The following is a 12,925-nucleotide window of genomic DNA, read 5'->3' on the forward strand; positions in this document are numbered from 1 at the left end:
CGCAGATCGCCGCATACGCGTCGGCCGCGACGGGCCCGCTCGGGTTCGCGGCCGCCGATACGGGCGTCACGATCTCGGCGCCTTCACGCTCGGCGGCGTCGAGGAACGCGGCCATCGCGGTGCGCATGCCGCGATTCGCGCGACAGGCGTCGTCGCCCCAGTCGGGGCCGTTGCGGCCGAACGCGGCAAGCGGCGTCGGCACCGGCGAGAACGTGTTGGTCTCGTGGTTCATCCGCGCGATCAGGATCTTCATCGCACGCGGCCCTCCGTGCGCGCCGCCGCGCCGCGCATGCCTTCGGTCGTCTCCATCATTTGCATCGTCGAATTCCTCCCGATCGATCCATCGATCCATCGAAGAAAAGGGGCGCGGCGCCCCGCAAGACGCCGCCGCCCGGTCAGCGCATGTGCGCGTCGCTCAAGCGTACCCTGTCGTGCCCTTCGTCTCCAGATACTCGACGAGGCCGAACTCCGCATACTCGCGGCCATTGCCCGAGCGCTTGTAGCCGCCGAACGGCGCGGCCGGATTCCATGCCGGGTAGTTGATGTGGACGTTACCCACCCGCAACCTTGCCGCCACCCGGCGCGCCCGCTCGGGATCCTTCGTCTGCACGTAGGCCGCGAGCCCGTAGACCGAATCGTTCGCGAGCGCGACGGCCTCGTCCTCGGTGCGGTAGATCATGATCGCCAGCACCGGCCCGAAGATCTCCTCGCGCGCGATCGTCATGTCCGGCGTGACGTTCGAGAATACCGTCGGCCTCACGTAGAACCCGTCGCCGAGCCCGTCCGGCCGCCCCGGCCCGCCGGCGACGAGCGTGGCGCCTTCTTCGATCCCGAGCCGGATGAAGTGCTGGATACGGTCGAACTGCGTGCGGCTGACCACCGGCCCGATGCCGGTTTCCGTCGAACGCGGATCGCCGACGACCGTGCGTTCCGCCTCCCGCCGCGCGGCCTGCTCGGCCAGCGCGAGATGGTCGACATGCACGAGCATGCGCGTCGGCGCATTGCACGACTGGCCGCTGTTGCTGAAACAGCTGCGCACGCCGCGCGTGACCGCATCCTCGATATCGGCATCGGGCAGGATCAGGTTCGGGCTCTTGCTGCCGAGTTCCTGGTGCACGCGCTTCACGGTATCGGCGGCCGCCTTCGCGACCTCGACGCCTGCGCGCGTGGAACCTGTGAACGACACCATGTCGACATCCGGATGCCGCGACAGCGCGTCGCCCACCTCGTGCCCGTAGCCGTGCACGAGGTTGAACACGCCGGCCGGTACGCCGGCCTCATCCAGGATCTCCGCGAACAGGATCGCGCTGAACGGCGCGATCTCGCTCGGCTTGAGCACCATCGTGCAGCCGGCGGCGAGCGCCGGCGCGACCTTGCACACGATCTGGTTGATCGGCCAGTTCCACGGCGTGATCAGCGCGCACACGCCGATCGGCTCGTGCGACACCAGCAGCGAATCGGTCTGCGTGCTGAAGCGGAACGACTGCAGCGCGCGGATCGTCTGCTCGAGGTGCGCGGTGCCGACCGCGGCCTGCGCCGCGCGCGCGAAGGCGATCGGCGCGCCCATCTCCTGGCTGATCGTCTGCGCGACCTCCTCGTAGCGGCGCTGGTAGATCTCGAGCACGCGCCGCAGCAGCGCGACGCGCTCGTCCACCGGCCAGCGCGAGTACGTATCGAAGGCCTGCTTCGCCGCGCCGACCGCGCGATCGACGTCGGCCGCGCTGCCGATCCTGAGCTGCGCGTACGGCCGCGCCGTGCTCGGGTCGATCACGTCGATCGACTGCGCATCGGCCGGATCGAGCCACTGGCCGTCGATATAGGACTGTTGTGAGGTTCGCATCGAATGCTCCTGAAATGAAGGACGTCGCGCTCAGCGCGTCGCGCGTGCATAGGTGTCGACGAGGATGTCGCGGATCTTCGCGACGAACCACACGATCTCGTCGCGCGACATCGCGAGCGGCGGCGAGAACTGCACGATCGGCGTGCCTTCGTGATCGACGCCCGCGCGGCACAGCAGCCCTGCGTCGAAGATCGCGGGTGCGAGCAGCGTCGACACGAACGCCTGCGCGCTGATGCCGGCCGCCCAGCGGCGCGCGGCCTTGTCGGTCACGAGTTCGAGCGAGTAGTGGTAACCGTCGCCGCGCACGTCGCCGACGCACGGCAGTTCCAGCAGGCCGTCGAGCGTCTGGCGGAACACGGCCTCATTGCTGCGGACGTTCTCGAGCACGCCTTCGCGCTCCATGATCGCGAGGTTCGCAAGCGCGGCCGTGCACGCGACCGGGTGGCCGCCGTAGGTCGCGCCGTGCAGGAACATCTGCTGCGGGCCATTGAGCACCGTGTCGACGACCGTGTCGCTCGCGATCACGCCACCGAGCGGCACATAGCCCGATGCGATGCCCTTCGCGAACGTGATGATGTCCGGCTTCAGCCCGTAGCGCGCGGAGCCGAAATATTCGCCGAGCCGGCCGAACCCGCAGATCACTTCGTCGGCGACGAGCAGCACGCCGTGCCGGTCGCAGATGTCGCGCAGCCCGGCCGCATAGCCGGCCGGCGGCGTCAGGCTGCCGCCCGCGTTCTGCAGCGGCTCGACCACGATCGCGGCGACGGTATCCGGCCCCTCCTGCACGATCAGCGATTCGATCTCGTCGAGCAGATGGCGCGTGAACTGGGCTTCCGTCTCGCCCACCGGGCGGCCGTAGCGCTTCGTGTTGCCCACATGCCGCACGCCCGACATCAGCGGCTCGAAATGCTTGCGGAAGTTCGTCATCCCGTTCAGCGCGAGCGCGCCGAACGACGTGCCGTGATACGCGACGCGCCGCGCGATGAACTTGCGCCGCTGCGGCTCACCGCGCGACTGGTGATACTGGCGCACCAGCTTGATCGCCGATTCGTTCGATTCCGACCCGCTCGACGTGAAGAACACGCGGTTCAGGCCTTCCGGCGCGAGCGCCGCGAGCTTGTGCGCGAGCCGGATCGCCGGCTCGTGGCCGACACCCCAGTTGGTCGCGAACGGCAGCCGCACCATCTGCTCGCGGATCGCGTCGCCGATTTCCGCGCCGTGGCTGTAGCCGACCTGCACGCAGTACAGCCCGGCCAGCCCGTCGAAGTAGCGCTTGCCGTTGCGGTCGACGAGCCAGCAGCCCTCGCCGCGGTCGAACACGGTCAGCGCGTGGTCGCGATACGCATCCGCGTGCGTGAAATGCATCAGCAGGTGGCGTTTGCCGATGGCCTGCAGGTCCGCATCGAGATTGACGTCAACAGCGTTCATGGATGATTCCTCCTTCAGGGTTTCAGGGCCGGCGGCCGGCAGTCGGCCAACGGTCATTCAATTCATCGACAGCGTCGGCGCCGGGCGCGTGAAGCCGCGCGTCAGCCACACGAGCTGGCAGAGTCCGAGCACGAGCCAGCCGGTGCCGACGTAGAACGTCTGGCGCGACAGGCCCGACCACAGCCATACGTTCATCGCGAAACCGATCGCCGGCATCACGCCGAACGTGATCCAGCCCGCGAAGCGGCGATGCTCGGGGCGGCACAGATAGCTGCGCATCACGCACAGGTTCACGACCGCGAACGCAACGAGCGCACCGAAGCTGATCATCGTCGACGCAAGGTCGAGCGTGATGAACAGCGCGGACAGCGACACGATGCCGACCGCGAGCGTCGCGCGCACCGGCGTGCGCAGCCGCGCATGCAGATGGCCGAATACGCGTTCGGGCAGCACCCGGTCGCGGCCCATCGCGAACAGCACGCGCGTCACGCTCGCCTGCCCGGCCATCGCGCTCGCGAAGCAGCCGGCCACGTACACGGCGACGAAGAATGCCGACAGCGTGCCGCCGCCGATGCGCCGCATCAGTTCGAGGCTGGCCGAATCGAGATCCTTGAAGGCGTGCCAATCGGGAAACACCACCTGCCCGACGTAGGCGACCAGCATGAACAGCACACCGCTCGCCAGCGTGCAGAGCAGGATCGCGCGCGGCACCGTGCGTTTCGGCTCGCGTGTTTCCTCCGACAGCGTGGTGACCGCATCGAAACCGAGGAACGACAGGCACAGGATCGCGGACCCGGCGAAAATCGCACGCGCATCACCCGACGACGGCAACGCGACGGCCATCGACAGCCCTTCGCCCGACGCGACCCGTGCGGATGCGATGAAGAAGATCGCGATGAACACGAGCTGGCTCGCGATCAGGATCAGGTTCACGCGATTGACGAGCCGGATGCCGACGATGTTCAGCCCGGTGATCAGCACGATGCTGCCGACGATCCACACGCCGGCCGGCACGCCGGGGAAAATCTGCTTCATGTAGATGCCGATCGCGAGGTAGCTGATCATCGGGATGAACAGGTAGTCCATCAGCAATGCCCAGCCGACCATGAAACCGGCCGATGTGCCGAAGTTGCGGCTCGCGAACGTATAGGCGGAACCGGCGCTCGGCATCAGTCGCGCCATGTGGCCGTAGCTGCGCGCGGTGAACAGCATCGCGACCAGCGTGACCGCATACGCGGCCGTGAGGTGCCCGTTCGTCTCGCTCGTGACGATCCCGTAGGTCGTGAACACCGTCATCGGCAGCATGTACGCAAGGCCGAAGATCACCAGCGTCGCGAGCCCGAGCAGATGCGGCTTGCGGCGTTCGTCCGCGTCGCCTCGCATCGCGTGTGCGCCGAAGTCATGCGTCGCGGCGGCTGATGCGTATCGACCTGGGCTGTCGTTGTCCATGCTGTCCTCACGTGGGTGGCGTTCACGGCTTCAACACTCGTTCGCCCGGCACGGCCGGCGGCGCACGACTGGAGGAAAGTGTGGTGCGCCAAAAAATCCACCACGAATGAGAAAAGCGGACGTAATCAGGGGATATTTCCGGACACGCTGCCGCAGGTCGCATCGGCAAGCCATGCATGCTGCTGTGCCGCACTGGCGTTTTGCGGACATTCCGGCTATGTTCTACGCGACCCCGTCGCCCCGTCAGCCCCATGAACAGCCGCTCCCATCCCGACCAGAGCCGGGCCGAACGCACCCTGCGCTCGTCGCTCGGCCTCGCGCGTCCGGCCGGACGCCAGGAGGACATTCCCGCCACCGTCCACGCGATCGCGGTGGCGCTGGACGAGTGCCGCGTGCGGCATATCGACGGCGCCGCGCTGCTCGAGGGCACCGGGCTCGGCGCGGACGAAGTCGCGTCGCCGAACCTGCACGTGAATCGCGGCCAGGAGCAGCGCTGCTTCCACAACCTGCTGCAACGCAGCGGCGTGCCGTCGATCGGGCTGTCGATCGGTGCGCGCCTGCACGTGTCGACGCTCGGCCTCGCCGGCTATGCGATGCTGATCAGCGGCTCGGTGATGCAGGCATTCCGGTGCATGGGCCAGTTTCCGCTATTCATGGGGCTGTATTTCGACGTGCGTATCGATGCGCACGCGGACGGCATGAGCGTGACGATCAGCCGCTACAACGGCGAGCCCGATCTCGAGGTGTTCCAGGTCGACATGTGCCTGTCGAGCCTGCGCCTGATCGTGTCCGATCTCGTCGGCAAGCCGGTCTGGCCCGCCCAGGTGCAGCTCGCGCGCCGCACGCCGCGCAATGCGGCCGACTACGCGCGCCACTTCGGCTGCAAGATCGCGTTCAATTCAGGCGACAACCGGCTCGTGTTCACGTCGGTGAACGGCACGGAGATGCCGCTGCTCGCGAACGAAGTCAGCTTCAATGCGCTGCACGGCCAGTGCGAGGCGCTCGAGCGGCAGTGGGCCGCGTCGGTCGGCACGCGCTTCGCCGATCGCGCGAAGGAGCTGATGGCGCGTGACCTCGCGCGTTTCAAGTCGATGACGGCGCTCGCGAATGCACTGCACCTGACGGAGCGCACGCTGCGTCGACGGCTCGACAAGGACGGCCTCACGTTTCAGACGCTGCTCGACGACGTGCGCCGCGACGAGGCGGTGCGGATGCTCGACGACCCGGAGCTGACGGTCGCGGCGATTGCGGAACGTCTCGGCTACAGCGAGCCGCGCAGTTTCCGTCATGCGTATCGGCGCTGGACCGGCAGAACGCCGCGCGCCGATCCGGACGTCAGCGAGTAAGCCGGACGCGCCAGGACTTCGTGCCGATACCCGGTGGCGCGTGACCTTCAAGCATGATGCAAGACCACTCGCGAAATCCGCTTCGAGACGACGGCCTTGCTTATCGATTCGGAATTCGAATCATTTTCCGTACGCTTGATCTTCCCCTGCTTCAGCGCACCCGCACGATCGGCGGTGCGCAATCACGATCGCCTGCAAGGTAGACGCGATCATTCGATTACTCTATACTCGACCCAACTTCATCACAAAATGCATGATCTCGTGCGCAACGTGATGTCATTTCGCAATTCGTTGCGCATGCATCCGTTTCGCCACGTCAAGGGGGCCTCCGGCCCCAGCGGCAGGTTTCACGCCAGCCGCATCCATGCCGTCTTCACATGACGGTGCCCTGCTCGAACGCGCCTCGCCGTTACGGCGCCGCCGGGCTGAACATGACAATCAGACGAACGCAGCGTTGCGTTCACTCGAACGCCAGTCGCACCTCGTTGCGGCCGGCAGGACTGTTTCCGTCAGTTCAAATCGCGGCCATGCCGGGATCACGAACTTCCGTCGCGGCGCCATCCGGCGTCTACGCGGCGCGCGCCTGCGCGTGTGCCGCACCAAGATCGAGGGGGTGTATCTTCATGACTCGACGCACTGTCCAGCTGTTGGGCAGCCTGATAGCCATCGTCGCCATCGCCTGGGCGCTCGCGCGCGGCATCGGCGCCGACACGTTCAGCCAGCGCGCGGACGATCTCGCGTACTACGCGGGCCAGCACATGCTGCTGGTCGTCTATTCGATGGCGCTCGCGATCGCCGTGGGCGTGCCGGCCGGCGTGCTGCTGAGCCGGCCGCGATTCCAGCATCAGGCCGAACGCTTCATGCAGGTCTTCAACATCGGCAACACGATCCCGTCGCTCGCCGTGCTCGCCATCGCGCTCGGCATCTTCGGCATCGGCAACGTGCCCGCCATCGTCGCGCTGTTCCTCGCGTCACTGCTGCCCATCACGCGCAACACCTACGAAGGCATGAAGAACGTGCCGGCCGCGCTGCGCGAAGCCGCCAAGGGCATCGGCATGACGGGCTGGCAATCGCTCGTGCGGGTGGAGTTGCCCGATGCGCTGCCGATCATCGTCGGCGGCGTGCGCACCGCGCTGGCGATCAACGTGGGGACGGCTCCGCTCGCGTACCTGATCGGCGCGGACAGTCTCGGCTCGCTGATTTTCCCCGGCATCTATCTCGACAACCAGCCGCTGCTGCTGCTCGGCGCGTCGCTCACCGCGATCCTCGCGCTCGTGCTGGACGGCATCGTCGCGGCCGGCAGCCGCCATTGGCTCGCACGCCACGGAGGTGCGGCATGATGCTCCACCGCACCATTCGATCGCTGGCGCGCCTGTGTACCGTGGCTGCGTTGTGCGTAGCGGCGAGCGCACCGGCATGCGCGGCGAAGCTCGTGCTGGGCGCGAAGAACTTCACCGAGCAATACGTGCTGGCGGAAGTCACCGCGCAATACCTGCGCTCGCGCGGCTATGACGTGGAAGTCCGTTCGGGCCTCGGCAGCACGCTCGCGCGCAGCGCGCTGGAGAACGGCCAGTTCGATCTCATGTGGGATTACACGGGCACCGCCGCGCTCGTCTACAACAAGATCAACGACAAGCTGTCGCCCGAGGAGATGTACCGGCGCGTCAAGGCGCTCGACGTGCCGCGCGGGCTCGTCTGGCTCGACGCGTCGCCGCTCAACGACACCTACGCGATCGGCCTGCCCAGCCCGCTCGCGCAGGCCACCGGCATCAGAACCGTTTCGCAGCTCGCCGAGCACCTGAAGACCGACCCGGCCGCGAAGCACTACGTGTTCGGGATGGACGCGGAATTCGCGAATCGCCCCGACGGGTTGAAGCCGCTGCTCGCCGCCTACGGCATGCAGTTCAGCCGCGCGCAACTGAAGCAGATGGATCCGGGGCTCGTTTACACGGCGCTGCACAACAACCAGTTGAAGATCGGCCTCGTCTATACGACCGACGGCCGCGTGAAGGGCTTCGGCATCGTACCGCTCGAGGACGACAAGCATTTCTTCCCGCCGTACAACGCGACCCCCGTGGTGCGCAAGGAAGCCCTCGAACGCAATCCGAAGCTCGCGACGCAGCTCAACGCGCTGTCGGCCGCGCTCGACAACGACGTGATGCAGGCGATGGCCAAGGAGGTCGACCTCGACGGCAAGTCGCCGCGCGAAGTCGCCGACGCGTTCCTGCGCACGCACAAGCTGCCTTGAAGGAGATCCGGTGAACGTATTCGACTATCTCGCGTCGAGCTGGCCCGAACTGCTGCAGCTCACGCTGCAGCACATCTGGCTGGTCGGCATCGCCGTGGGCTGCGCGATCGTGGCCGGCGTGCCGCTCGGCATCCTGATCAACCGCCACGACTGGCTCGCCGGGCCGCTGCTCGGCGTCGCGACCATCGTGCTCACGCTGCCGTCCATCGCGCTGTTCGGCCTGATGATCCCGTTCTTCTCGCGCTTCGGCCAGGGGATCGGCGCCGCCCCCGCGATCACGGCCGTGTTCCTGTACTCGCTGCTGCCGATCATGCGCAACACCTACCTGGCGCTGCACAACGTGGATGCGGGCATCAAGGAAGCCGGCACCGGCATCGGCATGACCGCGTGGCAGCGCCTGCGCCTCGTCGACCTGCCGCTCGCGGTGCCCGTGATTCTCGCGGGCGTGCGCACCGCGGTCGTGATGAACATCGGCGTGATGACGATCGCCGCGGTGGTCGGCGCGGGCGGGCTCGGCACGCTGATCCTGCGCGCCATCGGCCAGAGCAGCATGATGAAACTGCTGGTGGGCGCGGTGCTCGTGAGCCTGCTCGCGATCGTCGCCGACCGGCTCCTGCAGATGCTGCAGCGTGCATTGACACCGAAGGGAGTGCAGAAAACATGATCGAACTCGACAAACTGACCAAGACCTTCACCCGCAAGGACGGCCAGGCCGTGCGCGCCGTCGACGCCGTGAGCCTGTCGGTGGCCGAGGGGGAAATCTGCGTGTTCCTCGGCCCGTCGGGCTGCGGCAAGACCACCACGCTCAAGATGATCAACCGGCTGATCGCCCCCACGTCCGGCCGCGTGCTGATCAACGGCGAGGATACGGCGCAGCTGAACGAGGTCGACCTGCGGCGCCACATCGGCTACGTGATCCAGCAGATCGGGTTGTTCCCGAACATGACGATCGAAGAAAACATCACCGTCGTGCCGCGCCTGCTCGGCTGGGACAAGAAGCGCTGCGCCGAACGCGCGCGCGACCTGATGGCGATGGTCGCGCTCGATCCGAAGCTCTACCTGAAACGCTATCCGCGCGAGCTGTCGGGCGGGCAGCAGCAGCGTATCGGCGTGATTCGCGCGCTGGCCGCCGATCCGCCGGTGCTGCTGATGGACGAGCCGTTCGGCGCGGTCGATCCGATCAATCGCGAATCGATCCAGAACGAGTTTTTCCAGATGCAGCGGCAACTGAACAAGACCGTGATCATGGTGAGCCACGATATCGACGAGGCGATCAAGCTGGGCGATCGCATCGCCGTGTTCCGGCGCGGCCAGCTCGTGCAATACGATCACCCCGACACGCTGCTCGCGCGCCCGCGCGACGAATTCGTCGCGCAGTTCGTGGGCCAGGACAGCACGCTCAAGCGCCTGCTGCTCGTGAAGGCCGGCGACGCCGCCACGCAACCCGAGACGGCACGGGTCGATACGCCGCTCGCGCACGCGCTCGCCGTGATGGACGAAACCGACTGCCGCTACCTGACCGTGCTCGACGACGCGGGCCGCGCGCTCGGCTACGTGACGCGCCGCGCGGCGCGCACCGACGGCGGCGTGTGCGGCGAGCGCGTCACGCCCTTCCCGGCCGGTGTCGCGGCGGACGACAACCTGCGCATCGTGCTGTCGAAGATGTACCAGTACAGCGCGTCGTGGATGCCGGTGCTCGACCCCGACGGCGCATGGCTCGGCGAGATCACGCAGGACTCGATCGCCGCGTACCTCAGCTCGGGCCGCTCGCGCCGGCAGACGGGCCAGCCGCCCGGCAGCCCCGCCGAAGCGGTCGTGGCAACCGCCACGCACTGATTCGTCTCCGGGCCGGTGCGCCGTCGTACCGGCTCTGGGGATGCGCATCGATGCCGTGCGCGATTGCGAAGACGCGCGGCTATGTATGGCGATAAAACGCTGCCTGAGCCGCCTTCAACGGAAAGCCGTCAAACCACTCTGGTTGCGTGAAGTGCGCGATTCGACCCGGATCGTTCACCGGCTTCGACTCACTTCTTTCAATCGACATCCGGTCACGCGTATCGATCGCGTATCGAGAAATCCGACACACGGAATGAATCGCGAATCGAATGAAATCGACTCGCGTAGAATGCCCGCAACAATCGAACATCAAGCCGAGCGGGCCGCCCTTCCATTCCACTCGCACCGGCGCAACGCGAACAAGACAACACGAACAAGACCCGTGGCATCCGCAAACGGCGCCGCGCCGCCTCGACCGCGTGCGCCACCGCGACGATCGCCCGCCGACGACGCCTCCATGAGCAAACCGATCCTGTACCTCCTCGCCGGCAACGGCAGCGCGGCCGACTGGTGGGACGATGCACTGCCCCACTTCCGGCATTACCGGCCCGTACCGCTGGAACTGCCGGGCTTCGGCGACAACCCCGCACCGCCCTGCGAAGATCTCGCCGCGTATGCGCAAGCGCTGCTGGATGCGACCGAGCCGGGCCACGCGATCATGGCGGTCGGCGTGAATGCGCTGCTGGTGCTGCACGCATTGCAGCGACGCCCCGGCCACTTCAGCCGCAGCGTGCTGCTCGCGCCGGTCGGTGCGTTCCTGTGGGAACGACGCCTGCCGAAACTGATGGCGCCGAATCCGCTGCGCAAGACCATCCACTGGCTGCTCGCGCACTACCCGACGCTGTTCGCCCGCAAGTTCTCGAACCTGACCTGGACGCGCGCACAGTACCGCCGCATGGGCGCCGGCTATGCGCGCTGCCGCGCGTTCCTGCCGCACTGGGATCTCGTGCGCGCCGATACCGCGCTGCCGCTGCTCGAGTGGGTCGCCGATCGCATCGAACTCGTGTGGGGCGACCAGGACAACGTGCTCGGCGTGCGCCAGGCCGCCGCGTGGTCGGCCATCCTCGCGCGCGCCGACCTCACCGTCACGCTGCAGGCCGGCTGGGGACACTATCCGTGGATCGACGCACCGGCGGCATTCGTGCAATGGCTCGAAGCGGGCGATGCCGGCTTCGTCGCGCATACCAAGGGCGGGCGCCTGGCGCTGGCCACGATGGCCGGCCTGCCCGTTCCGCCCGCGCTGTCGCTGACCCGCGCCGACGATCCGCGCCTGCCCGGCTTTCTCGCGAGCCAGCCCGATGCCGAGTGGGCGATCCGCTCGTCGAGCCACGGGGAAGACCAGGCCGATGCGGCCAACGCCGGCCTGCACACGACGTTCCTGCGCGTACCGGCAGCGCAGGCGGCCGCACGCGTGGCCGAGCTGCTCGGCGGCGGCCTCGAGGAAACGGTCGTGCAGCGCTTCATCACGCCCGTGCTGTCCGGCATTGCCTTCGTGCGGCATCTCGCGGTTGAAGTCGAATGGGTGGAAGGCCACCTGGAAACGCTCGCCGACGGACAGGCCAGCCCGCAACGCGCGATCCTGTCGCGGCTCGGCGAGCCGTGGCAGCGCGGCGCGTTCCCGACCGCGCATGGCCTGGGCGCGACGCAGCTGTGGGCCTTCCTGCAGCGCGTGCTGCGCGCATTCCACTACGTGCCGGGCGATGTCGAATGGGCGTGGGACGGCCGGCAGCTGTGGCTGCTCCAGTACCGCCCGATCAGCAGCTACGGCTGGCATCGACACCTGACCGCCGCGAACATCGCCGAAATCCTGCCGCCGCAGCCGAGCCGGCTGGTCGAGTATGCGCAACGACGCGCGGCCGGCAGCATCCCGGCCATCATGGCGCGCTGGGATGCACGCGTCCTGCAGGATAACGAACCATTCACCGCGCTCTATGGCGGCGCGTCGTACATCAACAACGACCTGTTCCTCGCCCGTCTCGCCGACTGGGGCGTGTCGGCCGGCAACTACAGCGGCGAGATTGGCGGTGCGACGCCGCCGCTGCGCTGGCGACCGCTGCGGCTGCTGCGTTCGCTGCCGGTGTTCTGGCGCATGCTGCGCGTCGCGCGCGGGCATCTGCCGACGCTCGAGCGCGGCTTGCAGCGCTTCGACCAGGAACTCGCGACGCTCGTCGCACAACGCGCCGACGGCCAGCAACTGGCCGACTGGTTCACGCGCTTCTACGTGTTCGTCGTGCAGGGCAACCTGTGCATCGCGTCATCGCTGGCCAGCAGCGGCGGCGCACTGTGGGGCCGCCCGCCGACCGCATACGGCCAACTCGACGACAGCCCGCATCGACTGCCGTGGGAAACCGACCCGGGCACCGCGCGGCCCACGCCCACCGACCTGCCGCTGCAGGCGTTTCCCGACTGGCCGCTGCCGGTCCGCGTGCTCCACGCGCTCGGCGCGCCCGGCATGCGCGGCTGGTATCTGCAGGTACGCGAGTGGTATCGCGACAACCTGATGCGCGTGTTCTTCCGCCTGCATCATGCGATGCCGGCCGCCGACCGCGACGCGTGGTTCGCGCCCCATCCCGATCGCCGCGAACGCAACGGCAGCTTCTGGCAGGACGGCAGCGAAGGCACCGACGAGGCGGCCGGCTTCATGATCTATCCGGGCCACACGCAAGGCGTGCTCGGCCACGACATCCTGCTGGAAGACACGCTCGATCCGGGCCGGCACGCGCAGTACCAGGCCGCGCGCGCCGTGATCGCGCGCATGGGCGGCCGGCTGTCGCACGC

General features: G+C 67.7%; 10 protein-coding genes. 6 read left to right on the forward strand and 4 right to left on the reverse strand.

Going from position 1 to position 12,925, the window contains the following annotated elements:
- The 4 genes from G3N93_RS22450 to G3N93_RS22465 form a co-directional block, all read right to left on the reverse strand.
- The coding region (locus G3N93_RS22450; protein ID WP_206133977.1) for a M81 family metallopeptidase at positions 1–253 on the reverse strand (253 nt) is incomplete at its 3' end.
- 162 nt (positions 254–415) lie between these two features.
- On the reverse strand, positions 416–1,840 hold the full coding sequence (locus tag G3N93_RS22455; protein WP_206133978.1) for an aldehyde dehydrogenase family protein: 1,425 nt from the start codon (positions 1,838–1,840) through the stop codon (positions 416–418).
- Positions 1,841–1,870: 30 nt separating this feature from the next.
- The gene (locus G3N93_RS22460) at positions 1,871–3,268 is read right to left on the reverse strand and encodes an aspartate aminotransferase family protein (protein ID WP_206133979.1); all 1,398 of its coding nucleotides are present in this window, start codon (positions 3,266–3,268) and stop codon (positions 1,871–1,873) included.
- Positions 3,269–3,325: 57 nt separating this feature from the next.
- Positions 3,326–4,717 carry an APC family permease gene (locus tag G3N93_RS22465; RefSeq protein ID WP_174939163.1) on the reverse strand — a complete coding sequence of 464 codons (1,392 nt, stop codon included), beginning with the start codon at positions 4,715–4,717 and terminating at the stop codon, positions 3,326–3,328.
- A 251-nt stretch (positions 4,718–4,968) separates the two neighbouring features.
- On the opposite strand from G3N93_RS22465, the gene G3N93_RS22470 reads away from it, so the two are divergent.
- The 6 genes from G3N93_RS22470 to G3N93_RS22495 form a co-directional block, all read left to right on the forward strand.
- The gene (locus tag G3N93_RS22470; RefSeq protein WP_206133980.1) at positions 4,969–6,063 is read left to right on the forward strand and encodes an AraC family transcriptional regulator; all 1,095 of its coding nucleotides are present in this window, start codon (positions 4,969–4,971) and stop codon (positions 6,061–6,063) included.
- Positions 6,064–6,686: 623 nt separating this feature from the next.
- Positions 6,687–7,403, forward strand: coding sequence for an ABC transporter permease (locus G3N93_RS22475; RefSeq protein ID WP_011350236.1), 717 nt, complete (start codon positions 6,687–6,689; stop codon positions 7,401–7,403).
- Positions 7,400–8,311 (forward strand): glycine betaine ABC transporter substrate-binding protein, encoded by a 912-nt coding sequence (locus G3N93_RS22480; RefSeq protein WP_206133981.1) that lies wholly within the window; start codon positions 7,400–7,402, stop codon positions 8,309–8,311. The genes G3N93_RS22475 and G3N93_RS22480 overlap by 4 nt, the downstream gene beginning before the upstream one ends.
- Positions 8,312–8,321: 10 nt before the next feature.
- Positions 8,322–8,975 (forward strand): ABC transporter permease, encoded by a 654-nt coding sequence (locus tag G3N93_RS22485; RefSeq protein ID WP_174933633.1) that lies wholly within the window; start codon positions 8,322–8,324, stop codon positions 8,973–8,975.
- Positions 8,972–10,147 (forward strand): ABC transporter ATP-binding protein, encoded by a 1,176-nt coding sequence (locus G3N93_RS22490; protein ID WP_174929043.1) that lies wholly within the window; start codon positions 8,972–8,974, stop codon positions 10,145–10,147. The genes G3N93_RS22485 and G3N93_RS22490 overlap by 4 nt, the downstream gene beginning before the upstream one ends.
- A 457-nt stretch (positions 10,148–10,604) precedes the next feature.
- A partial coding sequence (locus G3N93_RS22495) for an alpha/beta hydrolase (RefSeq protein ID WP_206133982.1) occupies positions 10,605–12,925 on the forward strand: 2,321 nt, incomplete at its 3' end.

It is taken from the genome of Burkholderia sp. Se-20378 (genome assembly GCF_017104665.1).
Taxonomy (GTDB): Bacteria; Pseudomonadota; Gammaproteobacteria; order Burkholderiales; family Burkholderiaceae; genus Burkholderia; species Burkholderia lata.